The organism is Yoonia sp. D2-7 (assembly GCF_055809435.1).
The window spans coordinates 559,245-584,168 of the sequence record NZ_CM147912.1 but is presented as its reverse complement, the minus strand read 5'-3'; the positions used below and the strand labels follow the sequence as shown (position 1 = coordinate 584,168).

Below are 24,924 nucleotides of genomic sequence, written 5' to 3'. Positions count from 1 at the left end.
AATCGTATGCGCCCGCTTTTTTGGACAGCTTTCTGGGTCTTTCTGATTGACCAAGTGACGAAATATTACGTCGTACATTGGCTTGGCCTGATCAATGCACCGGGTGGGCGCATCACCGTCTTTCCGCCGTTTCTTGAATACCGCATGGCGTGGAACCGTGGGGTCAACTTTGGCCTTGGCGCGGGCTACGACATGCGTTGGGTGTTGATCGGGGTCGCACTCGCGATTTCCGTCGGAGTCATCGTTTGGCTTTGGCGTGCAGGCGGGACGCGCAACATGATGATCGCGGCTGGTCTGTTGATCGGCGGGGCCATTGGTAACGTCGTTGATCGGGTTATCTATGGGGCGGTCGCGGACTTTCTGAACATGTCTTGCTGCGGCATCGACAACCCCTATGCATTTAACGTCGCAGACATCGCGATCTTTGCAGGGGCAATTGGCCTCGCGTTCCTGTCAGAAGACGGCGGTTCTAAGCCGTCCAAAAAACGCGGCACAAAGAGATCGTGACGCGGGCGCATTCCTGCGCTAAACACGCATCACCAAAGACTTAAGGAACGGCAATGCGTGCAATTATACTGGCAAGCGTCACACTTTTGGCACTTGCCGCATGTTCAAACGGTCCTGCGACTCCGATCCGCGATTTCGGGGGGGTCACAATCACCCCTGTTGAAAATAATCTAGAGATCGCAAAAGAACTGGCCCTGCCGCCGACCCTGCAAACATTGCCACAACCGACACCGGGTGGCGTGAACAGGGCCGACAATTAGGTTCTACTTGGACCGACGCATCGCGGCCTTGAATTCAGCAAGCCGGAACGCACCAATGATCTGGCCAATTGCGAAATAGCTCACGATCCCCGCGACGACGAGGATCAACAACCCGATCATCCGCAATCCACCTGCAGCTAATAACGGCTGCAAAGCCCAAGCGACGCCAAACAGAACGACGCCCATCAAACACGCGGCTACGATAATCCGCCAAATGCGCCGTTTGAAACGCGTATCGAATTGCGCAGATTTACCCATCCCGCGTGCGCCCCACCACAGCTGACCAACCATCGCCCAGCTCGTCAGTGATGTACCAACGGCTGCCGCAATAAATCCGATATAATCGCGCAACCCAAACGCAAGCACAGCGTTCAGGACCATTGCGACAAGCGCGTAATAGAACGGCCGCTTCGTATCGCCACGCGCGTAGAACAACGGCTGCAAGGCTTTCTGCAGCACGAATGCAGGCAACCCGAGACCATAGATAGCAACGGCCAACGCGGTCGCCGCCGTGTCGCTTTGTGTGAACGCGCCGCGTTCGAACAAGACCGATACTAATGGAATCGGGATGACGATTAGCGCAATGGCTGCAGGAATGGTCAACGCCAACGCAATTTCAGACGCGCGGTTAAAGGCATCTTGCCCGCCGGCCTCGTCACCGGCCTGCAAGCGGCGAGACAAATCAGGCAACAGCACGACCCCAATCGCGATCGCAATCACACCCAGCGGCAGCTGGTACAACCGATCCGCATAGCTCAGCCATGCAATCGCGCCGTCAAAGGTGCTTGCGACCTGACGCCCCACGAGCAGGTTGATCTGCAGTACGCCGCCCGCCAGCACCGCTGGCACCGCAATAATCGCAAGCCGTTTCAGGTCAGGCGTCAGGCGCGGCATCCGTAGCGCCATAGGGAAACCTGCTCGCTTTGCAGCGACCCAGACCAGTGCGACCTGCGCTATCCCTGCGAATGGAACAGCCCACGCTAAAGCGCGCCCAAAGCCCACGGTCGCATCGAATTGATAGGCACCGTCGGTAAAGGTCGTAGGGCCGAACACCCACATCGCCAACATTGTGACAACAAAGAAAATGTTCAACAGGACAGGCGCCGCTGCCGCAGCAACAAAGCGCCCCGTCGCGTTCAAGACACCTGAAAGAAGGGCGGCGAGCGATATGAACAGAATATACGGGAACGCTACTTGTCCGTAGGCAACGGCGAGCTCAAACCGGACATCGCCGCGAAATCCTGCGGCCATCAAGGTCACAAGCGCAGGCATAAACGCGACAGCGATGCCGGTGAAAATGAGCAGGATGAACCCGAGTCCTGCGAATGCATCCTGTGCAAAGGTCAGCGGGTCGTCGTCTGCTTCCAGCTTTTTAGAAAACATCGGCACGAAGGCCATGTTGAAAGCACCTTCGGCAAAGAATCTGCGGAACATGTTCGGCAAGGACAGTGCGATCAAGAACGCTTCGGCCACGGGGCCAGTACCCAAAAACGCAGCCATCATGATGTCGCGCGCAAAGCCCAAGACACGCGATAGCAACGTCCAAAGGCCGACTGTGAAGAAGCCAGCCATCAATCGAATAGGTTTCACGCAAGCGCCCCCGATATTTCCGGAAAAATCGTCCGAATTTTCACGAAAATCCGTATCACGTCACAGCCCTTTCCGCGCCCAGTGTAATGGCTTCACGCAGTTTCGCTTCCAGCGCTTGGCGCTTGGCTTCGTTGTGATACTTCAGACCAACCATGTCTTTGACATAGAACGTATCGACGATCTGTTCGCCAAACGTCGCGATGACAGCAGACGCAATATAGACGTGATTATTCGCCAGCGTACGCGTCAGATCGTACAGCAGGCCGGGCCGGTCGCGGGTGTCCACTTCGATAATTGTGTAAATCTCGGAACCCGCGTTATCAAAGGTGATGACAGTGGGCACCTTAAACGCACGTTCACGCTTTTTGATCTTATCACGGTCTTTCAGGGCGTCGCGGGCGACCACTTCACCATGCAGCGTCTTGATAATCATCTGCTGAAGACGCGGCAGGCGGGCAGCTTCGTACGGATGCCCGTCCGCGTCCTGTATCCAAAACGCCGCCGTCGCGTAACCGTCTTTGGATGTGTAACTGCGTGCATCAACGATGTTCGCACCAACCAACGCCAACGCTCCGGTCATCCGGCTAAACAACCCCGGATGGTCCACCATGGCAAAGCAAACGCGTGTCGCGTCGCGGTCTTCGTCAAGCATCAGATCAACGGCGATACTATCGTCCGAAATTCCAGACAAAAGGTTCGCGAAAATCACATGGGTCGACCCCGGCAAACCCTGCCAATACGGCCCGTAATGACGCCCAACTTCTGCTTTTAAATCTTTTGGCTTCCAGTCGGTCAAAGCGCCACGCAGCGCGCGCTTTGCTTCGGTTTCTCTTGTTTCGCGGTTTAGATCTTCCAACCCATTTTCCAGCGCATCACGCGTCGCGGCATACAGGTTACGGATCAGCACCGCTTTCCAGTTGTTCCATGTGCCGGGGCCAACGCCCCGAATGTCGCAAACCGTCAGCACCGTCAGCAAATCAAGCCGTTCAACGGTCTTCATCGCTTTGGCGAAACCGGTCACGGTGCGTGGTTCCGAAATATCGCGTTTTTGTGCCGTATCGGACAAGAGCAAATGATTGCGGATCAACCATTCGACCAGTTCGCATTCTTTCTTGTTCAACCCCAACCGCGGGGCCACAACACGCGCAATTTTCGCACCCAAAACCGAATGATCTTCTGGCTGTCCTTTGCCGATGTCGTGCAGCAGCAACGCGACATACAACACCTTGCGGTTCACACCTTTTTGCAGAATGCCGGACGCAATCGGCAATTCCTCTATCAGCTCTTCGCGTTCGATCTGTGACAGATGGCTGATACATTGGATCGTATGTTCGTCGACCGTGTAGTGATGGTACATATTGAACTGCATCATCGCCACAATCGGCGCAAATTCCGGAATAAACGCAGCCAGAAGCCCCAGTTCATTCATCCGCCGCAAGCCGCGTTCAGGGTTGCCGTGTTTCAACATGATCCCAAGGAAAAGTTTGCGCGCAGCTGGGTCATTGCGGACAGAATCGTCGATCAAGTGCAGGTTCGCCGCAATCATCCGCATCGCATCTGGATGCAGCAACGTACCCGTCCGAAGCACTTCTTCGATGATCCCAAGCATATTGACGGGATTCGCCAGAAACGCCTCTTCATCCGCAACGGTCAGACGGTTCTGTTCAATCGCATATGGGGCTTTCGCCTTTTTGCGCCGTTTGAACAGGCGCAGCAGCATCGGTTCGGCTTTGGTATGTGTCGCCTCGAGTGATGTCAGGAAGATCCGCGTGACTTCACCCACTTTGGTCGCATGGCGGAAGTAATCCTGCATAAAATGTTCAACGGCACGACGCCCGTCGTGATCCTTATACCCAAGCTTTTCTGCGACCTCGACTTGCATGTCGAAAGTCAGCTGATCAACCGCACGATTGGCGATGATGTGCATGTGGCAACGGACAGACCAAAGAAAATCTTCGGCTGTCTTAAAGGTCTGGAATTCGTCTTCGTTGTAGACACCAAAGGCAATCAATTCCTTAGCGTTCTGCGTCCCGTGCACGTATTTCCCGATCCAGAACAAGGACTGCAGGTCGCGCAAACCGCCCTTGCCTTCTTTCACGTTCGGCTCAACCACATACCGCTGGCCACCTTGCTTGCGGTGACGTTCAGCACGTTCCTCAAGCTTGGCTTCAATAAATTCGGCTTCGGTGCCTTTGAACAAATCTTCCCACAACGATGTGGCAAGGGACTGCGCCAAATCTTCGTCACCGGCAAGATAACGGTATTCCACCAACGACGTACGGATCGTGAAATCTTCGCGGCCAAGTCGAATGCAGTCTTTGATCGTCCGGCTGGCATGTCCGACCTTCAGCTTCAAATCCCACAGGATATACAGCATCGATTCGATGAGGCTTTCCGCCCACGGTGTGATTTTATACGGGTTCAAAAACAGCAAATCGACGTCCGAATGCGCGGCCATTTCGCCACGCCCGTAGCCGCCCACCGCAATAATCGCGATACGTTCGGCCTCTGTCGGGTTCGGCAAAGGGTGCAGATACGTTTGCGCGATATTCAACACTTCGCCGATAATCTGGTCTGTCAGCCAGCTATAGGCGCGCGTCCCACGACGCCCCGGAAATGGATCAGCGGCAAAAGCTTCTGCAATGCGTTTACGCCCTGCAACACGCGCTTCGTTCAGGATTTCGACGGTTTGGGTGCGGATGTCTTTGTCGCTATGACCAAGGCTCGCCGCGGCTTCTAACGCTGCACGGACTGCGGGTTGGTCAAAAATCTCAGACGCCGGACAAATCAAATTGTCCGGCGTTTCAAGGTCGTAAGTCGTGTTGGTCGGATCAGAGACCTGATCCGCCAAAGCTCCGTGGGGCTGGCTCAAGGGTAATCACCTGATTGTTGCGTATTTCGGCGATGGCGAGGCCACGCTGGTTCAGACCATTTGGCAGGAACCGGAAGATACCACCAGTCCCTTGAAAGCCTTGCGACGTCGTGAGCGCCTGTTTTGTCAGGGCGTTGGCGTTTCCTTGGGCAACAAGCGCGCCGATGGCGGCAATTCCATCATACGCGAGACCGGCCAGCGGATGTGGCGCATCGCCATAAACAGACGCGTAACGGTTCTGGAACGCGTTGTTCAAACCTTGATCAGGCAACGCAATGATGCCGCCTTGGGCAGCAGCGCTTCCCAGAACGTCAGCATTTGCGTCCCAACGGGTCAAACCCATAAAGCGCGCTTCGTTCGATGTCAGACCAGCGGCTGACAGACCGTCCAGAATAAACGGAAGGTCAGCAGAAGGATCACCTGTGAAGAAGACCGCATCGCTACCACCATTCCGCGCTGCAGAAACGATACGCGCCGACGAATCGGATACGCCTTGCTGGGTCAATGGATACCCTTCGATCGCGGTCACTTGGCCCCCGTTCGCACGAACAGCGTTTGCAATCGCATCACGGCCCAACTGCCCGGGAACTGAATTGCCATGGACAACCGTGTAGCGGTTGATGCCTTGACGGCCTGCGTACTGGACCAAACGGTTCGCTGTGTTTCCGAATGTAGACCCGAGGATAAAGACGTTACCGCCAGCAATTGTCGGGTTGTTCGAAAACGCGAGGACGTTCACATTACGGTTCGCGACAGACACACCAGCCGCGTTGGCTGCTTCACCAAACAATGGTCCCAAAATAATCTTTGCACCGTCATCAACCGCAGCATTTGCAACGCGTGCGGCCTGCAGCGGATCACCGGCAGTGTTGTACACGCGCAGATCAATCGTCACGCCAGCCAAATCGGAAATCGCCAATCGTGCGGCGTTTTCAAGGCTAGCTGACAAACGACCCTCGTTACCGGACCCACCCGGAACCAAAAGCGCAACCTGAACAGGCGCGTTCGGATCAATACGCTGACCGGTGTTTTCATTCACACCAACTTGGCCGGGGACCGTACAGGCCGACACGAACACAAGCGTCAAAAAGATAAACAGCCGGGCTGCCGCCTTGCGGGCGTCGGCGAAACAAGCAAACATAGGAAATCCCCCTCCTGATGGTGACCTCCATCGGGTCAAACATTGGGCAACATCATAGGGCTATGCGCCAAAGGGTCTAGGTATGAATTTTATAGAAAAACCCTTGACGGCGGGTCTTTATTTCGTGGCGACTCCAATCGGGTCGGCGCGTGACATGACACTGCGCGGTCTCGACATCCTCGCCAGCGCCGATCTGATCGCAGCAGAGGACACACGGACGGCCCGCAAATTGATGGAAATTCATGGCGTACCGCTTGGGACACGACAGGTTGTCGCCTACCATGACCACAGCGGGGAAAAGCCAACCGAACGACTTGTGCGGGCTGTAAGTGAAGGAAAATCAGTCGCTTACGTGTCTGAAGCGGGTACACCATTAGTGGCTGATCCGGGATATGAACTGGGCGCTGCGATGATCGCGGCTGACCTGCCCGTCACCACGGCCCCCGGAGCGTCGGCAGTACTTGCCGCGTTGACCGTTTCTGGTCTGGCAACTGACCGCTTTGCATTCATCGGATTCCTGCCATCTGCAAAAACACAGCGCGAAACAGAGATCGCAGAACTACGCGATATGCCGCTAACACTAGTGTTCTACGAATCCCCAAAGCGCCTTCATGATATGCTAATGTCTTTGCGCGATGTTCTAGGGGGCGACCGCCGCGCGGTGGTCTGTCGTGAGTTGACCAAGAAGTTTGAAGAAACCACACGCGGGTCTCTCGATGAACTTGTCGCAGATTTTGCCGACCGAAAGGTAAAGGGCGAAATTGTCGTGCTGGTTGATCGTGGGAACGGTGAAAAGATCGGCGAAAACGATGTGCAGGCGGCATTGGTCGACGCGATGCGAACGATGCGAGTGAAAGACGCGGCAACGATGGTTGCAGGTGCGATGGGTCTACCCCGCCGCCAAGTTTACCAAATGGCCCTTGGGCTGGAAAAGGACGACGAATGACATCATCGACGCAACAAGCGATGCGTGCCAGCACCAATCACCATGCAGGATTGGCGGCCGAATCCAGTGTTGCCCGTGATTACAAACGTCGTGGCCATTCTATTGCGCATACACGATGGCGCGGGCGCGGCGGCGAAATCGATTTGATTGTCCGCGATGGTGACAGCCTGATCTTTGTCGAAGTTAAGAAAAGCAAATCCCACGCGACCGCATTGCAACGTGTCAGTCGCCGTCAGATGGACAGGCTCTGTGCTGCTGCGAGTGAATTTGTGGCAAATGAACCGCGCGGGGCGCTAACCGATATGCGTTTCGACGTGGCAGCCGTTGATCAAACTGGCAATGTGCGGATTATTGAAAACGCGTTCATGGAAGCGTGATCTTGCCGCCATTGCACAGGCCCGTCGCATGGGCCATGTATCTCTCAATTCCATATTGAGAAAAGGCCACAGGTCATGCCCTTGAAAGTAGCGATCCAAATGGACCCGATTGGTCCTATCGATATCAACGCCGACAGCACCTTCCGCATCGCAGAGGAAGCACAGGCGCGCGGTCACAGTCTTTTCTACTACACACCTGACAAACTTGCCTACCGCGAAGGTAAAGTTGTCGCGCGGGGTTGGCCGCTGACCGTTCAGCGGGTCGAAGGCGATCATTTTACACTGGGCGACGAAGTTGAAGTCGATCTTGCCGACTACGATGTCGTTTGGCTGCGCCAAGATCCCCCTTTCGATATGGGGTACATTACCACAACCCATATTCTTGATATGATTCACCCCGATACGCTCGTCGTGAATGACCCGTTCTGGGTGCGGAACTATCCGGAAAAGTTGCTGGTTCTGAACTTCCCTGACCTGACACCGCCAACGATGATTGCGCGTGATTTAGACACGCTCAAATCATTCCGTGCCGCACATGGCGACGTGATTCTTAAACCACTCTACGGCAATGGTGGCGCCGGTGTTTTCAAGCTGAAACAGGGCGATAGTAACCTCGCATCACTGCACGAAATGTTCTCCGGCATTAATCGCGAACCGCTGATCATGCAAAAATTCCTGCCCGACGTCAGCAAGGGTGACAAGCGGGTCATCTTGGTCGATGGTGAACCTGTCGGCGCGATCAACCGCGTCCCCGCCGAAGGCGAAACCCGATCCAATATGCACGTAGGCGGACGCCCCGAGAAAGTCGAACTGACTGACCGTGACCGCGAAATCTGTACGGCAATCGGACCGTTGTTGCGTGAAAAGGGTCAGATTTTTGTCGGGATCGATGTGATTGGTGACTGGCTGACCGAAATCAACGTGACCTCACCGACAGGCATTCAAGAATTGGAACGGTTTGACGACGTCAATATCACGGCCAAAATTTGGGAAGCAATTGAAGCGCGCCGCGCTGCTGCCTGATTACACGTCCTGAGACAGCGAGAGGCGGTAGCTTACCGCCTCCGCGACATGTGGGCGACGCACATCGGTTTCGCCAGCCAGATCAGCGATGGTTCGCGCGACGCGCAACACACGGTGATACCCCCGCGCCGAAAGCCCGAACCGTTCCGCGACCTTGACCAACAGCGCCCGTCCTTCGGTATCCGGCGTGGCCACCTGTTCCAAAACGCGCCCTTCAGCTTCGGCATTTACCCGTACGCCCGCCGCGTCCGCAAACCGTTGCGATTGCACATCGCGAGCGGCGGCAACGCGGGCAGCAATCACCGCGGAGCTTTCGCCGTCTTCTGGCAAATCCAGATCAGTGTATGCGACCGGCGGCACTTCAACCCGTAAATCAAAACGGTCCATCAAGGGCCCAGAAATGCGACCCATATATTCTTCACCGCAGATCGGCACACGTGCGCAGGCGCGCGCTGGATCTGCCAGATACCCGCATTTGCAAGGGTTCGCGGCCGCGACCAACATAAAACGACACGGGTATTTCACATGCGCATTGGCCCGCGCGACGATCACCTCGCCCGTTTCGATCGGCTGGCGCAAGGTTTCGAGCACTGACCGTGGGAATTCCGGAAATTCATCGAGAAAAAGTACCCCATTGTGCGCCAGTGAAATCTGTCCGGGTTTCGCCGTTCGCCCCCCGCCGATAATCGCAGCAGTCGACGCTGTGTGGTGCGGTTCTTGGAAAGGGCGCGTGCGATTGATGCCGCCCTCTTCCAACACGCCCGCCAGCGAATGAATCATCGACGTCTCTAACGCTTCTGTCGGTGACATTGGTGGAAGGATACCGGGAATGCGTTTCGATAACATCGACTTACCAGAACCGGGTGAGCCAACCATCATCAAATGATGCCGCCCAGCGGCTGCAATTTCCAACGCACGTTTCGCACGTTCCTGCCCTTTCACCTCGGCCAGATCAGAAGCGTTTGCATCAACGTGCACTTCGCCAGCGACCGCCGCGTCGAGCACAGCTTGTCCGGTAAAGTGCCGTATCGCCGCGGCCAGCGACTGCGGTGCGATCACTTTTGCCGCGTCGACCCATGCTGCTTCGGGGCCGCATGCGTTTGGGCAGACGAGAACTTTACCTTCAGTCGCTGCAGCCATTGCCGCAGGCAACGCCCCAATGACAGGAACCAGATCCCCGTTTAGCGATAATTCACCAAGTGATACCGTGCCCGCGACATCTTCACGCGGCAGGATTTCAAGCGCAGCCAACAAAGCCAGCGCGATAGGCAAATCAAAATGCGACCCCTCTTTCGGCATGTTCGCGGGCGACATGTTGATCGTGATTTTCTTTGACGGCAGCGCAATCGCCATATGCGTCAACGCGGCCCGCACTCTTTCGCGCGCCTCTGAAACCGCTTTATCTGGCAAGCCCACGATAGCGAACCCCGGCATGCCGGGGCTGACCGCGCATTGCACCTCGACCATTTTCGCGTCGATCCCGTCAAAGGCGACCGTGTAGGCAACTGCTGACATGTTGGTTCCCGTCATTTCCAATACTTATGGTTAACGACAGGACCCTTGCGAAAAGGTTAATTGTTCAACAACGCCATAAATTTCGGCCATGCCGCAGGGTCAGCAACCGTTTTGTCACGACAAAACGCGTTGCAGACACCAAACGTTCTGCCGTCCAGTTCCAAGTAATGCGTGACCGGTTTACCAGAATACGGGCATGTTTCGTTTTCTGACGGACCTTGATCGACTGCCCGAGCGGGCAAAGCATCAATCGGCCATGGCTTTGTCTTCAATCCAAAATCGTATGGAAACGGGTCATAGCGCACAGTCTGCCCCATTGCCCGCCATTGTCGGTTAGACAGATCCGCGATATGCGCGTCGACATAGGCCTGCGCTGTGACACCCAACGGGATACCGTAGGTGGTAAAACGGTTCGCGATCGGCGCGTAGAATGCGTCAGCCGCAGTGTATTGCCCAAACAGCCATGGCCCATCTTCGCCGAACCTGTCGCGTGCCATTGACCAGAGTTCGGAAATGCGGGCCACGTCGTTCATGACCGCATCAGACGGCTCAAACCCGACAAGTGTATGTTCCATGTTGTGCGGACAATCCGACCGCAATGCCCCGAAGCCGCTGTGCATTTCCGCAATCATGGACCGTGCCATTGCGCGGGCAATGGGGTCTGTGGGGTAAAGTCCTGCTTGCGGGTTTTCTTCGGCAAGCGTTTCCGCCATCGCCAAGCTATCCGTCAATAATCCACCGCTTGGCGTGACCAATGCAGGCACCGTTTTAGCACCCGACAAATGCGCCATGTCTTGCGCCATCGTTCCCGCGTACAAACCGACCATCGCTGTTTTGTAGGGCAGCCCAAATTGCTCAAGCAGAAGCCAGCCGCGCAAAGACCAGCTCGAAAAGGTCCGGTCGCCGATGTAGAGTTCGTAGGTCATGGTTTTGGTCCTTTTACAGCTTAAGCGACGTGATTGATCGTTCCGATTTGCCAACCTCGTAGGGTGAAATGCACGTCCGTGACTGACAGGTTATCGATCTTGTGCCCCATCGCTTCGTAAGGTGTCCCGCCACATTGCGCGATCATTGTCATGATCATGCCCATATGGCCGACAACAACAATATCTTTCGCTTTGTGGTGGTGGGCCAATTGGGACAACGATGCGGTTACGCGTTTCGTCACCGCATTCCAGCTTTCACCGTTCGGCGGTGCCAACGTTCCAGGTTGTTCCCAGAACTGACGACTAAGAACAGGATCACGTTCCGCGACTTCTGTGTGGTGCAGGCCGTCCCACATCCCAAAATCAAATTCCCGCAGAGTTTTTCGATGTGCCAAACGCATCCTGCCATCCCCGATGGCATCAGCGGTATGCACAGATCGTTGCAGATCAGATGAAACTAGTAGCGCTTGGTCCGGCAGGTAGGACGACAACCGATCTAACGCCGCAGTATCGGTTAAATCCGCAGGCACATCACGCCATCCGGTAAAGGTTTTTTGATGCGTGGGCCCGTGCCGGACCAGCCAAAAGCGGGTCAAACATTCCCCGCGGGGAAGAAGTGCGTTGCGGGAACAAGATCGTAAGACCCTTTTAGGACCAGTGGCAGGCCAGAGATCACGGTCATGACGACGTCTGCCCGTGCCGCGATCATCTGGTTCACTTTTCCCTGTGCATTCCGAAACTTACGTGACAAGGCATTGTCCGGCACGATGCCCATGCCGACTTCGTTGGATACCACCACGACATCGCACGCACAGGTTAACAGCGCATTCACCAATGCGTCGCAGGCCGCATCAACATCATGATCCCCGAGCAGCACATTCGTCAGCCACAGGGTCACGCAATCCAGCAGGATGATGTCATCGGCCGACGCCTGATCCAGTACTGACACGATATCGATCTGGGCCTCGATGGTTGTCCAATCGCCCCCGCGCTGCTGCTGATGCTTTTCCAGTTTCGCGCGCATTTCGTCGTCGTAGGGCTGCATAGTCGCAACATATGTTTTGGGCTTGCCTGTCGCACGAACGACCTTTTCTGCAAAGGTTGATTTGCCTGACGCAGCCCCGCCCGTCACAAAATACAAAGTCTTCGGCGATTTTTCTTGCAACTTTTTCTGATCCGCTTGGTTCGACCCTTCGTAGACAGATCAATAGCACGGGAACACCCGCGCGCAATCTGGTGGGGATCAAAACATGGCGTTTGACGGTTTTTCGGATCAGAAGATGACACGCAAGGCAATGAAAGCGGAGCTTTTGGATGCCGAAACGGAACTTGCGTTGGCATATGCGTGGCGAGATGATCGAGACGAACAGGCCCTTCATCGCCTGATCACCGCCTACATGCGCCTCGCGATTTCGATGGCAGGTAAGTTCAAGCGGTACGGCGCGCCGATGAACGACCTGATCCAAGAAGCATCCGTTGGCTTGATGAAAGCCGCCGATAAATTCGACCCAGATCGCGGCGTCCGGTTTTCGACATATGCGGTTTGGTGGATCAAAGCATCCATTCAGGATTATGTCATGCGGAACTGGTCGATGGTCCGGACCGGGTCAACGTCATCTCAGAAATCTCTGTTCTTCAATCTGCGTCGTGTTCAGGCCCGTCTTGAACGTGAAGCCGCCGCAGAAGGACGCACGATTGACCGTCACGACATGCGTGAAATGATCGCGCTAGAGGTCGGCGTTCCATTGCATGATGTCGAGATGATGGAAGGCCGGTTGTCTGGGTCCGATTATTCGCTCAACGCCACCCAATCTGCTGAAGACGAAGGTCGGGAATGGATTGACGCATTGGAAGATGATGGTCCGCAAGCCGCTGAAACTGTGGAAAACAACCACGATAATGATACATTGCGGCAGTGGCTGTTGTCCGCCTTGGGCGAATTGAATGATCGCGAACGCTTTATCGTCCGAGAACGTAAAATGCGTGATGATCCGCGGACATTGGAAAGCCTTGGTACCGAACTTGGTCTATCGAAAGAACGTGTTCGCCAGCTTGAAGCTGCGGCCTTTGGCAAAATGCGCAAAAGCCTTGTAGGTCAAAACGAAGAGGTGCATCGTTTCCTCGTATGAGGGCAGCGACATTCATCACTTTTCTAACGGTCTCTCCGGTTTACGTTGGCGAGATCGTTGCGTTTTCGGCGACTGATTTTGACGGGGCGGATATCGTCATTGTTGGTGAAATTCACGATGATCCGACCCACCATCAGGTGCAGGCCGACATCATCGCATTGCTTGACCCGACAGCCATCGTTTTTGAGATGCTAACGTCCGATCAGGCAAGGCAGATCACTTCGGACACGATCACTTCGCCAGATCTAGGTGACTTACTGGAATGGGAAGCCAACGGTTGGCCTGATTTTGCCATGTATGCCCCGATTTTCACGGCTGCCGAAGATGCAAAGATCATTGGCGCCGCCCCAAGTCCGGAGATGGCAACGCAGGCTCGCGAAGATATTTTGGCCGCGTTCACGGATCAGCGGTTTGAGCTTCACATCCCGTTAGACGAAGACGAACAGGGTACCCGCGAACAGGGCATGCAAGACGGCCATTGTGGGGCTTTGCCTGTGGGAATGCTGCCTTGGTTTGTCGATCAACAACGGTTCAGCGACGCGGTTTTTGCGCGCGCGGCACTGGAAGCGTTTGAAACGTTTGGCGGGCCGGTTGTTGTGATCACCGGCAACGGGCATGCACGTACCGACTGGGGAATGCCTGTTTACCTGAACGCCGCGTCACCTGACACGCATGTGCTGAGCATTGGTCAAATCACCGCGCCGTCTGGTCAACCGCCCTACGATCTGTGGCGTGTCACGCCCCCGATTGACCGCCCCGATCCCTGTGCCGCATTTGAATAACTGCACACCGATTGTATCCGTGCCGTCAAAGTCTTACGTTCTGAACAATTGCGGAGGCGGACATGCTGACAAACAAACATATTCTTTTGATCATCGGCGGCGGAATCGCGGCATTTAAGTCGTTGGATCTGATCCGGCGCTTGCGCGAACGCGGCGCGAAAGTGACGCCGGTTTTGACCAAGGCGGGCGCTGAATTCGTCACCCCATTGTCCGTGTCAGCATTGGCCGCGAACAAGCTATACACCGACCTGTTTGATTTGAACGATGAAGCCGAGATGGGGCACATCGAATTATCCCGCGCCGCCGATTTGATCGTTGTGGCCCCCGGTACTGCTGACCTTATGGCAAAAATGGCGGGCGGTTTGGCGAATGATCTGGCGTCGACGCTATTGCTCGCCACAGACAAACGCGTTCTGGTAGCCCCGTCGATGAATGTGCGGATGTGGGAACACCCTGCAACCCAGCGGAATCTGAAAACGTTGAAGGGCGACGGCATTTTGTTCGTTGGTCCGGGCGAAGGCGATATGGCCTGTGGTGAATATGGCCCCGGACGTATGGCAGAACCCCTTGATATTGTTGCCGCAATCGACACCACGTTATCCGATGGGCCGTTGAAGGGTAAGCATGTCCTTGTGACGTCGGGCCCCACACATGAACCGATTGATCCGGTACGTTACATCGCGAACAGATCATCAGGCGCGCAGGGCACGGCGATTGCGCAGGCGCTGGTTACGTTGGGCGCTGACGTGACCTTTGTGACCGGCCCTGCCGATGTGCCGCCACCTGCGGGCGTCACAGTTGTTCCGGTAGAAACCGCCGCCGAGATGCTTGAAGCCGTGCAAAATGCCAAACGCGCTGACGCCGCCATCTTTGCCGCGGCCGTAGCCGATTGGCATGTATCAAATGCGTCTGATGCGAAGATCAAGAAGGACGCGTCTGGATTGCCGGAACTGACCTTTGCGGAAAACCCCGATATTCTAGCAACCGTTTCGCAGATGACGGACGGTCGTCCAGCGCTGGTGGTCGGCTTTGCAGCCGAAACCAATGATGTGATTGCCAACGCCACCGCCAAACGTTTGCGCAAAGGCTGTGACTGGATCGTCGCGAATGATGTGTCGCCTGAAACGGGGATCATGGGCGGTACAGAAAACGCAGTTACGTTGATTTCTGACACAGGCGCGGATGCTTGGCCCCGCATGGGCAAGGACGAAGTCGCCACCAAGCTCGCCACGAAAATCGCGCTTGAACTGGCTGGATAATGGGACGCGGTGAGATGCAGATAAAGTTGTCTTGGCAGCCCGATGCGGATCGCAAGCTGCCCTTGCCTTCGTATCAGACCAAAGGTGCAGCGGGCGCTGATATTTGCGCTAATTTTGGCACGAAAGGCGGTGCTGTGACGCTCGCCCCCGGCGCACGTTTGCTTGTGCCGACGGGGCTTGCCATGGCGATCCCTGACGGGGTCGAGGTGCAAATTCGCCCCCGTTCCGGACTTGCGTTGAAACATGGTGTGACCTTGGTCAACAGCCCGGGCACGATCGACAGCGACTATCGCGGGCCGGTTGGGGTCATCATGATTAACCTAGGTGATAGCCCGTTTGAGGTGACTCACGGGATGCGGATTGCGCAGATGGTTGTGGCCCCTGTCGTACAGGCCCAGTTTACGCTGTTTGATGACCTAGACGCGACCGAACGCGGCGTGGGCGGATTTGGCAGTACGGGTGTCGTCGCATGATCATGGTCGCCGCAATGGCCGCCGTATTGTGGGGCACCGGCATGGCGATGGACACGCCAAAACGTGCGCGTTGGACGATGATCGGGTTGCTGTTGGTGATCGTGATAATCATCCAGTTGGTATTGCCTGACGGCCATCCGCTGCGCGAAGCCACGGGCGGTGACGTCCGGCTTTGGGCATTGATCGTCGCCTTTGGTGTCATCGCATTTGGATATCGCAAGCTGCTGCGTGGCTTGCGGGCCAAGGCATCCCCCCAAGTTGTTCGTGACACCCCTGCGGATAAGTCCAGCGCGATGTCGGAAACCGAACTAGACCGCTACGCGCGCCACATTATGCTGCGCGAAGTCGGCGGCACGGGGCAGATGGCACTACGCCGCGCGAAAGTGCTGGTGATTGGTGCCGGTGGCTTGGGGTCGCCCGCGTTGCTTTATCTGGCCGCGGCAGGTGTTGGCCAGATTGGTGTGATTGACGATGACACCGTCGAGAATTCCAATCTGCAGCGACAAGTCATTCACACAGACGACCGGATCGGCATGCCGAAAGTACAATCTGCACTAGACGCGATGCGTGCACAAAACCCGTTTGTGCAGGTCAAACCCTATCATCGCAGGCTGGACGCCAGTTTCGCCGCTGAATTGTTCGCTGAATATGACATCGTTTTAGATGGCACCGACAACTTCGAAACACGGTATTTGGTGAATGAAACCTGTGTCGCCGGGAAAATTCCTTTGATTTCTGCCGCCCTCACGCAGTGGGAAGGTCAGATCAGCGTCTACGACCCAGCCAACAACGCACCCTGCTACGCTTGCATTTTCCCTGAAACGCCCGCCGCCGGACTTGTGCCGTCCTGCGCAGAGGCCGGTGTGATTGGCCCATTGCCCGGTGTGATTGGGTCGATGATGGCGGTGGAAGCCGTGAAATTGATCACGGGCGCGGGCGATCCATTGCGGGGGCGGCTGATGATCTACGACGCACTTTACGCAGACACCCGCACCATTGGCTTAAAACGGCGGGATGACTGCGCGGTCTGCAGTGGATCCTTCACCTAATTCACAGACCTACCGCTGGAAGTCGTACCCTTCGCACCCTAAGTTGATTGCAAAGGAGATCACCATGACCAACCCGTTGCTGACTGACTGGACGACCCCACACGGCCTGCCCCCGTTTGATATGATTTCGGACGAAGATTTCGCCCCTGCCGTGGATGTCGCACTGGATGAAGCCCGCAGCGCTATCGCCGCGATTGCCGAAAATCCCGATGCCCCGACATTCGCAAACACAATCGAAGCGATGGAATTGGCCGAGTTGACACTCGGCAAAGTGCTGGGTGTCTTTTACGGCGTCGCTGGCGCGGACAGCAATCCGGCACGCGAAGCGTTACAGCGCGACTTTGGTCCGAAGCTTAGTGCGTTTGGTTCAGAGATCACCGAAAACAAAGCGCTATTTGCGCGGATTGAGGACCTTTGGACACGTCGTGCCGATCTTGACCTGTCGGATGAACAGTCTCGTGTTCTGATGCTGACCCGTCGCGGTTTCGTCCGGCAAGGTGCGTTGTTAGTAGGCGATGATGCGGTCCGCTTGCGCGACGTGAAATCACGTCTTTCGGTGCTGGGGACACAATTCACCCAGAACCTACTGGCCGATGAACGGTCATGGTTCATGCCATTGACCGAAGCCGACCTTGAAGGTCTGCCCGGCTTTGTCATCGCAACAGCCCGCGCGGCTGGCACCGAAAAGGATGCGGGCGGTCCCGTTGTGACCCTGTCCCGATCTTTGATTGTGCCGTTTTTGCAGTTTTCCCCTATGCGCGATCTTCGCAAGAAAGCCTATGACGCATGGGTTTCGCGCGGCGAAAATGGCGGCGAGACGGACAACCGTGGAATCGCGGCGGAAACGCTTGCCTTGCGGGAAGAACGCTCCAATTTGCTGGGTTACGAAACCTTCGCAGATTACAAACTCGAAACCGAAATGGCGGGGACCCCCGACGCGGTGCGCGATCTGTTGATGCAGGTTTGGACGCCAGCCAAAGCCGCCGCTGAAGCGGATGCAAAAGTGCTGGAACGGATGTTGCATGCCGATGGTTTTGACGGACCTTTGGAAGCATGGGATTGGCGCTATTATTCGGAAAAGCGGCGGCAGGCCGAACACGATCTGGATGAAGCGGCGCTGAAACCATACCTACAGCTGGATCGGATGATCGAAGCGCAATTTGCCTGCGCCAATCGGTTGTTTGGTCTGGAATTCGCACCGCTCGAAGGTCCTGTTTATCATCCTGACGTCCGCCTGTGGGAAGTTACCCGCGACGGCAAACATGTCGCTGTCTTCATTGGCGACTACTTTGCGCGCGGTTCAAAACGGTCCGGTGCGTGGTGCATGGCAATGCAGTCGCAACATCGTCTCGGCGGTGAAGTACGTCCTCATGTTGTAAACGTCTGCAATTTTGCGAAACCGGAAGACGGGCAACCGGCCCTGTTGTCTTATGACGACGCCCGCACATTGTTCCACGAATTCGGCCACGCTTTGCACCAAATGTTATCTGACGTGACCTATGAAAGCATCAGCGGCACATCAGTGGCCCGCGATTTTGTCGAACTGCCCAGCCAACTTTACGAACACTGGCTTGAAGTGCCCGAAGTCCTGTCCGAATTCGCCACGCACGCGGAAACGGGCGAAGCAATGCCAGCCGATATGCTGCAACGCATGCTGGATGCAGCAACCTACGATATGGGCTTCCAGACAGTGGAATATGTATCTTCCGCGCTGGTCGATCTGGCATTCCACGATGGTCCCGCGCCCAGAGACCCGATGCAGAAACAAGCCGAAGTCCTTGAAGGCATTGGCATGCCCCACGCGATCCGTATGCGCCACGCAACACCCCATTTCGCGCATGTCTTTGCAGGGGACGGATATTCCAGTGGCTACTACAGCTACATGTGGTCCGAAGTCATGGACGCGGACGCATTCGCAGCCTTTGAAGAAATCGGCGATCCGTTTGATCCGGCTTTGGCGAAAAAATTGGAAGATACCGTTCTGTCTTCCGGCGGCTCCGTCGACGCGAAAGAACTTTACAAGCAATTCCGTGGGCGATTGCCCGGGGTCGATGCACTGCTCAAGGGCCGCGGTCTTGATGCCACCTGATCTTCTTGTGGTCTAAAATATCTTGGGGTTTGGGGGCTAGCCCCCAACCCTGCGGGATCAACGAACGATATCAGTCGCGGACTTCCTCCGCATCGACGCCCCACATCACGGCCTTAGGCGCCCAGCCTTTGTAGCCACCCGCACTCAGGCGACACCACGTCGGTTCGCATTCATGCAGACGTGCAATAACACCAAGTTCGAGCTCCACAGTCTCGCGGCTATCGTCGCGCGGCTGTGACCGTAAACGCAGGCGATCTTGATCGATAATGACCGATCTTGCGCCTGACAGCATGGTGTAGTGGACCCATCCACCTTGACCTTCACGGTCAATCACACGCCGCCAATGTCCGTATTCCGCGATCACCTGCAGCGGCATAGACCGGCGTTGAAACACCCAATCAATCCGGTGCGACAGGCTAGGCCCACGGCGCACGTTTGCTTCTGATGCTTTCAGTGACACGTAGCGCGGCAAAGGCAAATTTGTTTCCGGCCCAATGGCAGGCGCGTCCAATGTTCCGCCGGAAACCGGCGTCGCCTCTTGCGCAATTGCACCTGCACCAAGGTGGCAGAGCGCAGCACAAACCAGAAGAATGCGAAAAATCACGGTAAACCTGCCTTTATCACTTACTCGTCGCGCGAGGTTCTTGTGCCTCGCGTCGGTTAAATGCACTCTGAACCAAAGCGGTGATCCGTTTCAAGCGATGGGAGAAAAGAATGCCAGGTCAGCGGTTAAGTGTTGTCGTCACGCGACGGTTACCCGAAAGCATCGAAACACGCATGAAAGAGCTGTTCGACGTCACTTTACGCGAAAACGATAGGCCGATGAGCCGCGAAGAACTGGTTGCAGCAGTTCAAACGGCGGATGTTTTGGTCCCTACAGTCACCGATTTCATTGATGCGCCATTGCTGGCGCAAGCTGGTGAAAAACTGAAACTCATTGCGAACTACGGTGCCGGTGTAGACCGGATTGATGTCGCCACCGCCCGTCAACGCGGGATTTTGGTATCAAACACCCCCGGCACAGTGACCGACGATACGGCCGATATGACGATCGCCTTGATCCTCGCCGTCACCCGCCGCATTCCTGAAGGGTTGCGAGTTATGGGGAGCGGTGACTGGGAAGGCTGGTCCCCAACCGCAATGCTGGGGGGCCGTATTTCGGGACGTCGTGTCGGTATTTTGGGCATGGGTCGCATTGGTCAGGCCGTCGCGAAACGTGCCGCCGCTTTTGGTATGCAGGTGCATTATCACAACCGCAAACGCCTGCGGCCCGAAGTCGAAGAGGCACTAGAGGCCACGTATTGGGACAGTCTTGATCAGATGGTCGCGCGAATGGACGTGATTTCGATCAATTGTCCGCACACGCCATCGACCTTTCACTTGATGAATGCGCGACGCCTTAAGCTGATGAAACCTGATGCGGTCATCGTGAATACGTCACGTGGTGAGGTCATCGACGAAAATGCGCTCACGCGGATGTTGCGGGCCGGTGAAATTGCCGGTGCAGGCTTGGACGTCTTTGAGCGCGGTCACGAGATAAACCCGCGCCTGATGGACCTGCCGAACGTTGTTTTGCTGCCCCATATGGGGTCGGCCACGGTCGAAGGCCGCCAGGAAATGGGCGAAAAGGTCATTGTGAACATCAAGACGTTCGCAGATGGTCACCGTCCGCCCGATCAGGTCGTACCGGGTGTGATGTAACGCAGGCGGCAGCGGTTTTGGCCGCTGTCGGAGCCTCCGGCGGGGATTTAGAGAACGTCAAAGAAGCGCAGCGTGGTCTGCCTGCTTAGGCTTTGGTCAGTACCGCGATGTAGAACCCGTCCATGCCGCCGAGGTCCGCCCAATAATCGGGGCGCAGGCGGATGCCGCCTTCTTCGGTGATCCATGCGGGATCAATGCCCGGTTTGTTCAGCGCGTCGGTATCCACGGTCAGTCCTGCGTGCCGTTCGAGCGCTTCGTCGACTTGGATTTCTCCTTCGTCTGGCAGCAACGAACAGGTGCAAAAGACCAGCTTCCCGCCCGGTTTGAGCAACGTCAGCGCGTGGTCGATCAGCAGTTCTTGCTGTTCGATCAAGGCCATGAATTCAGATCCGTCTTTTGCATATGGCAAATCGGGATGGCGCCGGATTGTGCCGGTCGCGGAACAGGGCGCATCGAGCAGCACCGCATCAAATCCGTCTTGTTCGAATTTGAACGCGTCGGACGTCACGCAGTTGGCTTTCAGCCCGACACGTTTCAGGTTGTCCTTCACCCGTGTCATCCGGTTATGGCTGAGATCGACAGCCGTCACATCCGCCCCACTTGCCGCGAGCTGCATTGTCTTACCGCCCGGCGCCGCACAAAGGTCCAGCACCTTCATGCCCGGTTTGGGATCAAGCACTTGGACCGGAATGGCCGCGGCAGCGTCTTGCACCCACCAATCGCCGTTCTCGAAGCCGGGAAGCGCCGATACCTGACCCGCTTCTTTCAGCCGGATTGACCCTGTCGGCAAAAGAGTGCCGCCCACCGCGTCTGCGACAGCCTTTGGATCGCCTTTGACCGTTAGATCAAGCGCTGCCCCAGCGAAATGTGCTGCTTCGATCCCTTCGACCGATTTCCGCCCCCAAGCCGCGACCAACGGCTGGCGCAGCCATCCCGGCGTCAGTGGATTGGCACGTTTGGTCCAGCCTTTTTCGCCCTCTTCGGAAATCCGGCGCAGAACGGCGTTGGTCAGTCCTTTGAACGACGAAACATGTTTGTTCTTGCTGATAATTTCGACGTAGGCGTTCACGACACCATGCGCGGCCTCGCCACCCACAAGTTCGATTACACCAAGCCGCAACGCGTTTTGCACCGTCTCTGGCGGTTCTTTCTTGAGGTAGGGTTTCAGCATCCGATCCGCGCGATCCGCACCACGCAAAGCGTCCATCGCCAAGCGTTGCGCACGCGCACGTTCATCCGCAGGCAAGTGATCCAGCGCACCGCCACCAATCAGTTCGGACATCAGACGTCCTTCGCCTGTGATCTCTTCAAGCAGATGATGCGCAGCGCGGCGCGGCGGTAGACCGGTTTTGGACATGGTGTCTCACTTGTTTTGAACCCATTTGGCCGTATATCAGAAAGGACACGACGACAAGGATGCCCGATGACCGAGCCTGATCACAAAGACCTGCCACCTGCAGCCCAGCGCGCCTTGGCCGAAGCCGAAGAACGGCGCAAAGAGGCAGACAAAGCCGAACTGCCGCCAGAACTGGGTGGGCGCAAGGGCCCGGAACCAGTCCGCTACGGCGATTGGGAGAAAAAAGGCATCGCCGTCGATTTTTGATGTTGGCAGCGACGGAATAACAGCGCGGTGACGTATTACGGGCAACTTTATTGAAAAGGAGCCCACGATGCGCAGCCTACCTTACCTGTTCCTTGTTGTTGCAGCCGGTTTAAGCCTTGCAACATTTGTCACGTCCGAAACGCTTGCGCAGACGGCGCATCCTGTTGTCCATGAACGCGTATTGGGTCCGGTCTGGCCGTAAGTGGATTGGTTAGCGTAGCTTGAATGATGCAGAATCACCGGCACCTTGATCAGTTGTGAACCGCATTTCTTGACCGTTAAATTCAACGAGCTGGCAATTGTACGGAATGGGATCCCCACCCCAATTCATTTCGCGGCAAAAATACCCGTTTTGCCAAGACCACGTGCCGGTGATTTCCCAGCCCGCACCGGTGCCCGCGATCTGGCCCGCAGGCGAAACAGCCAAATTCACGCCGTACAGGCGGTTTGACAGGTTTTTGCCGCCAAGCGTCGCAAGAAATGTCGCCTTGTCAGAGATCGCTTGATAGCCCTGCGCAGTCGCAGCTGTCGCGGACAAAACGAAAGCGATTGCCGCTGTCTTGAAAAAGGTCGTCATCAAAAGCTCCTTTGTCGTGCGTTATGTACGATATACGCGCAACACGTGCCTTTGGTTTCATTTTGCCTAATATGGCCGACTACAGCCCCAAAACATCAAGCATATCGTATGCGCCAGGCTTTTGGGTTTGCCCCCAAAGTGCCGCTTTGAGCGCCCCGCGCGCAAATACCTTACGGTCAGTCGCCATATGACGCAGCACGATCCGTTCGCCGGGGGCTGCAAACAGCACATCGTGTTCGCCCACAATATCCCCACCACGAATAGCGCTAAAACCGATATCGCCGCGTTTGCGCGCGCCCGTAATCCCATCACGACCGCTGTCTTTGACGTCATTCAATGCCACGCCGCGCCCTTCGGCTGCAGCTTCACCCAACATCAATGCCGTCCCTGATGGCGCATCGACTTTGTGATGATGGTGCGCTTCGATCACTTCGATATCGAAGTCTTCGTCTAACGCAGCCGCAACTTTCTTGGTCAGCTGTACAAGCAGGTTCACACCCAATGACATGTTCCCCGCACGCACCACGACAGTATGGTGAGATGCTGCATTGACTGCCGCAATGTCATCGTTTGTCATACCCGTCGTGCCGATGACATGCACTGCTTTGGCCTGTGCGGCCAGTTCGGAAAACGCAACGGTGGCAGCAGGCGCCGTGAAATCAATGACAGCCTGGGCTTTCACAAACGCCTCTAAGGCGTCGGACGTGACAACCACACCAACGGGTTGCCCACCCATCGCTGTGCCGACGTCCTGACCGACCCAATCGTGACCATCCCGTTCCAGCGCCCCAACGAGGTGACATGCATCAGACGCCATGATTGTCTCGATCAACATCTGCCCCATACGGCCCGATGCCCCGGTCACGACGATTCCTGGTCCCTGTGTCATACGCTGTCCTTCTGTCTGTTGCCCTCTCTTAGCGTTTCGGGCGGCTGACGCAAAGCCTCGCTTGGCAAAACGGCGGGCAATCACTACATGGGGCTTATGGCAAAGCAAAGTAACAGAGACGGTAAGGCCCCAACCCAACGCATGTTGAAGGTGGGCGAACAGATCAGACGGACATTGTCGTCTGTGCTGCAACGTGGCGAAGTACATGATCCGGACTTGAACCGGATGATGATCACCGTGGGCGAAGTGCGCATGTCGCCTGACCTGCGCGTTGCGACAGCCTATATTCTGCCACTGGGTGGAAAGAATAAGCAGGAAACGCTGGATGCGGTGCGTCGCAACCGCCATGAAATCCGCCATCTTGTGGTCAAAGGTGGATCGCAGAAATTCGCACCGGAACTGCGGTTCGAAATTGACGGAACCTTCGACCAGATGGACGCCACACGTGCATTGCTTGCCGATGAACACGTGCGGCAAGATCTGGACGAATGATCCGCGCCCTCGCAGGTCTGTTCATTGTTCTGGCGCTACCGGCCAGCGCTGTGACCTGCGAAGACATTGATTATGATGGCAACAGTTTCACCGCTTGCACCGTGGATGCGTCAGCCGAAGATTTGCGTCTTTTCCATAGCAATGCTGCGGATGAGGTAATTGGCAGCTTTGGCGATCTGGCCGATGAACACCATGAAAAGACGCTCGCCTTCGCCATGAACGCGGGCATGTATCATGCTGACCGCGCGCCCGTTGGCCTTTACCTTGAAGCAGGCAACCAGAAATCAGGAATCGTCACATCCGACGGGCCAGGTAATTTTGGTCTGCTGCCGAACGGTGTTCTGTGCCTGACGGATAGTGATGCGCAAGTTTATGAAAGCTTCGATTTTGTCGCGAAAGCCCCCGATTGCCGCGATGCGAACCAATCCGGTCCGATGCTGGTCATCGACGGAACGCTACACCCGCGGTTCTTGGAAGACGGTTCGTCCAAATATGTGCGCAATGGCGTCGGAACATCGGCGGATGGCAAAACCGCCATCTTTGCGATCTCGAACAATGCGGTGAACTTTCACAGCTTTGGCACCTTTTTCCGCGACTACCTGAAAACTCCAAATGCGCTTTACTTCGACGGTAAAGTCTCGCGACTTTATGCGCCCGAATTAGGACGATCGGATTTCGGCTTTCAGCTTGGCCCAATGATCGGCGTGCTCGAATAGTCCCTTTT

The 24,924-nt window shown here is 56.1% G+C and carries 27 protein-coding genes; 16 read left to right on the top strand and 11 right to left on the bottom strand.

Annotated elements, in window-relative coordinates; all coding sequences use genetic code 11:
- Positions 1-6: 6 nt before the first annotated feature.
- Positions 7-507 carry a signal peptidase II gene (gene lspA / locus AC0L7R_RS02760; RefSeq protein ID WP_348108676.1) on the top strand — a complete coding sequence of 167 codons (501 nt, stop codon included), beginning with the start codon at positions 7-9 and terminating at the stop codon, positions 505-507.
- Between the two features lie 53 nt (positions 508-560).
- Positions 561-767, top strand: a complete 207-nt coding sequence (locus AC0L7R_RS02755) for a DUF3035 domain-containing protein (RefSeq protein ID WP_348108675.1) — start codon at positions 561-563, stop codon at positions 765-767.
- 3 nt (positions 768-770) lie between these two features.
- Here AC0L7R_RS02755 and murJ read toward each other — a convergent pair whose 3' ends face one another.
- From murJ to AC0L7R_RS02740, 3 genes are read right to left on the bottom strand one after another with little or no spacing between them, the layout of a single operon-like run.
- Positions 771-2,357, bottom strand: coding sequence for a murein biosynthesis integral membrane protein MurJ (murJ, locus tag AC0L7R_RS02750; RefSeq protein ID WP_473658692.1), 1,587 nt, complete (start codon positions 2,355-2,357; stop codon positions 771-773).
- Positions 2,358-2,412: 55 nt separating this feature from the next.
- Positions 2,413-5,208 (bottom strand): [protein-PII] uridylyltransferase, encoded by a 2,796-nt coding sequence (locus AC0L7R_RS02745; protein ID WP_473660343.1) that lies wholly within the window; start codon positions 5,206-5,208, stop codon positions 2,413-2,415.
- On the bottom strand, positions 5,189-6,370 hold the full coding sequence (locus AC0L7R_RS02740; RefSeq protein ID WP_473658691.1) for an ABC transporter substrate-binding protein: 1,182 nt from the start codon (positions 6,368-6,370) through the stop codon (positions 5,189-5,191). Before AC0L7R_RS02740 ends, AC0L7R_RS02745 begins: the two co-directional genes overlap by 20 nt.
- Positions 6,371-6,452: 82 nt before the next feature.
- Here AC0L7R_RS02740 and rsmI point away from each other — a divergent pair, with 82 nt between their 5' ends.
- The 3 genes from rsmI to gshB all read left to right on the top strand — a co-directional run bounded on the left by rsmI (position 6,453) and on the right by gshB (position 8,716).
- The gene (gene rsmI, locus AC0L7R_RS02735; protein WP_473658690.1) at positions 6,453-7,316 is read left to right on the top strand and encodes a 16S rRNA (cytidine(1402)-2'-O)-methyltransferase; all 864 of its coding nucleotides are present in this window, start codon (positions 6,453-6,455) and stop codon (positions 7,314-7,316) included.
- Positions 7,313-7,693: a YraN family protein gene (locus tag AC0L7R_RS02730; RefSeq protein ID WP_473658689.1), complete on the top strand. Its 381-nt coding sequence runs from the start codon at positions 7,313-7,315 to the stop codon at positions 7,691-7,693. Before rsmI ends, AC0L7R_RS02730 begins: the two co-directional genes overlap by 4 nt.
- A gap of 75 nt (positions 7,694-7,768) precedes the next feature.
- Entirely contained in the window at positions 7,769-8,716 is a 948-nt protein-coding gene (gene gshB / locus AC0L7R_RS02725) for a glutathione synthase (RefSeq protein ID WP_473658688.1), read from the top strand.
- Here the strand turns inward: gshB and AC0L7R_RS02720 are convergent, their stop codons facing one another.
- From AC0L7R_RS02720 to cobU, 4 genes are read right to left on the bottom strand one after another with little or no spacing between them, the layout of a single operon-like run.
- The gene (locus AC0L7R_RS02720; protein WP_473658687.1) at positions 8,717-10,231 is read right to left on the bottom strand and encodes a YifB family Mg chelatase-like AAA ATPase; all 1,515 of its coding nucleotides are present in this window, start codon (positions 10,229-10,231) and stop codon (positions 8,717-8,719) included. It lies immediately after the preceding gene.
- 56 nt (positions 10,232-10,287) lie between these two features.
- Complete coding sequence (locus AC0L7R_RS02715) at positions 10,288-11,157, bottom strand: glutathione S-transferase N-terminal domain-containing protein (protein ID WP_473658686.1); 870 nt, start codon at positions 11,155-11,157, stop codon at positions 10,288-10,290.
- A 20-nt stretch (positions 11,158-11,177) separates the two neighbouring features.
- Entirely contained in the window at positions 11,178-11,753 is a 576-nt protein-coding gene (locus AC0L7R_RS02710) for a histidine phosphatase family protein (RefSeq protein WP_473658685.1), read from the bottom strand.
- A complete protein-coding gene (gene cobU, locus AC0L7R_RS02705) occupies positions 11,750-12,322 on the bottom strand; it encodes a bifunctional adenosylcobinamide kinase/adenosylcobinamide-phosphate guanylyltransferase (protein ID WP_473658684.1) in 573 nt (190 codons plus the stop codon). The genes AC0L7R_RS02710 and cobU overlap by 4 nt, the downstream gene beginning before the upstream one ends.
- Positions 12,323-12,407: 85 nt before the next feature.
- Between cobU and AC0L7R_RS02700 the strand changes: the two genes are divergently transcribed.
- From AC0L7R_RS02700 to AC0L7R_RS02675, 6 genes are all read left to right on the top strand, one after another.
- Positions 12,408-13,286 (top strand): RNA polymerase factor sigma-32, encoded by an 879-nt coding sequence (locus tag AC0L7R_RS02700; protein ID WP_473658683.1) that lies wholly within the window; start codon positions 12,408-12,410, stop codon positions 13,284-13,286.
- Positions 13,283-14,068 carry a ChaN family lipoprotein gene (locus AC0L7R_RS02695; RefSeq protein ID WP_473658682.1) on the top strand — a complete coding sequence of 262 codons (786 nt, stop codon included), beginning with the start codon at positions 13,283-13,285 and terminating at the stop codon, positions 14,066-14,068. The genes AC0L7R_RS02700 and AC0L7R_RS02695 overlap by 4 nt, the downstream gene beginning before the upstream one ends.
- A gap of 62 nt (positions 14,069-14,130) precedes the next feature.
- Entirely contained in the window at positions 14,131-15,327 is a 1,197-nt protein-coding gene (coaBC, locus tag AC0L7R_RS02690; protein WP_473658681.1) for a bifunctional phosphopantothenoylcysteine decarboxylase/phosphopantothenate--cysteine ligase CoaBC, read from the top strand.
- A 14-nt stretch (positions 15,328-15,341) separates the two neighbouring features.
- A complete protein-coding gene (gene dut, locus AC0L7R_RS02685) occupies positions 15,342-15,800 on the top strand; it encodes a dUTP diphosphatase (RefSeq protein WP_473658680.1) in 459 nt (152 codons plus the stop codon).
- On the top strand, positions 15,797-16,849 hold the full coding sequence (locus AC0L7R_RS02680) for a molybdopterin-synthase adenylyltransferase MoeB (protein WP_473658679.1): 1,053 nt from the start codon (positions 15,797-15,799) through the stop codon (positions 16,847-16,849). Before dut ends, AC0L7R_RS02680 begins: the two co-directional genes overlap by 4 nt.
- 64 nt (positions 16,850-16,913) lie before the next feature.
- Complete coding sequence (locus AC0L7R_RS02675) at positions 16,914-18,938, top strand: M3 family metallopeptidase (RefSeq protein ID WP_473658678.1); 2,025 nt, start codon at positions 16,914-16,916, stop codon at positions 18,936-18,938.
- Positions 18,939-19,008: 70 nt separating this feature from the next.
- On the opposite strand, the gene AC0L7R_RS02670 is transcribed toward AC0L7R_RS02675, so the two are convergent.
- Positions 19,009-19,542, bottom strand: a complete 534-nt coding sequence (locus tag AC0L7R_RS02670) for an SH3 domain-containing protein (protein ID WP_473658677.1) — start codon at positions 19,540-19,542, stop codon at positions 19,009-19,011.
- Between the two features lie 110 nt (positions 19,543-19,652).
- On the opposite strand from AC0L7R_RS02670, the gene AC0L7R_RS02665 reads away from it, so the two are divergent.
- Positions 19,653-20,639 carry a 2-hydroxyacid dehydrogenase gene (locus AC0L7R_RS02665; protein WP_247127631.1) on the top strand — a complete coding sequence of 329 codons (987 nt, stop codon included), beginning with the start codon at positions 19,653-19,655 and terminating at the stop codon, positions 20,637-20,639.
- An 85-nt stretch (positions 20,640-20,724) separates the two neighbouring features.
- Here AC0L7R_RS02665 and AC0L7R_RS02660 read toward each other — a convergent pair whose 3' ends face one another.
- On the bottom strand, positions 20,725-21,996 hold the full coding sequence (locus tag AC0L7R_RS02660) for a transcription antitermination factor NusB (RefSeq protein ID WP_473658676.1): 1,272 nt from the start codon (positions 21,994-21,996) through the stop codon (positions 20,725-20,727).
- Between the two features lie 66 nt (positions 21,997-22,062).
- On the opposite strand from AC0L7R_RS02660, the gene AC0L7R_RS02655 reads away from it, so the two are divergent.
- Positions 22,063-22,242, top strand: a complete 180-nt coding sequence (locus AC0L7R_RS02655; RefSeq protein ID WP_348106784.1) for a DUF1674 domain-containing protein — start codon at positions 22,063-22,065, stop codon at positions 22,240-22,242.
- A gap of 67 nt (positions 22,243-22,309) precedes the next feature.
- Entirely contained in the window at positions 22,310-22,444 is a 135-nt protein-coding gene (locus AC0L7R_RS02650) for a hypothetical protein (RefSeq protein ID WP_281501982.1), read from the top strand.
- A gap of 9 nt (positions 22,445-22,453) precedes the next feature.
- Here AC0L7R_RS02650 and AC0L7R_RS02645 read toward each other — a convergent pair whose 3' ends face one another.
- Positions 22,454-22,819 carry a dihydrodipicolinate reductase gene (locus AC0L7R_RS02645; RefSeq protein WP_473658675.1) on the bottom strand — a complete coding sequence of 122 codons (366 nt, stop codon included), beginning with the start codon at positions 22,817-22,819 and terminating at the stop codon, positions 22,454-22,456.
- 79 nt (positions 22,820-22,898) lie between these two features.
- A complete protein-coding gene (gene dapB, locus AC0L7R_RS02640; protein ID WP_473658674.1) occupies positions 22,899-23,708 on the bottom strand; it encodes a 4-hydroxy-tetrahydrodipicolinate reductase in 810 nt (269 codons plus the stop codon).
- Between the two features lie 96 nt (positions 23,709-23,804).
- Here dapB and rbfA point away from each other — a divergent pair, with 96 nt between their 5' ends.
- A complete protein-coding gene (rbfA, locus tag AC0L7R_RS02635) occupies positions 23,805-24,200 on the top strand; it encodes a 30S ribosome-binding factor RbfA (RefSeq protein ID WP_247127636.1) in 396 nt (131 codons plus the stop codon).
- Positions 24,197-24,916 (top strand): phosphodiester glycosidase family protein, encoded by a 720-nt coding sequence (locus AC0L7R_RS02630; RefSeq protein WP_473658673.1) that lies wholly within the window; start codon positions 24,197-24,199, stop codon positions 24,914-24,916. The genes rbfA and AC0L7R_RS02630 overlap by 4 nt, the downstream gene beginning before the upstream one ends.
- Positions 24,917-24,924 lie beyond the last annotated feature (8 nt).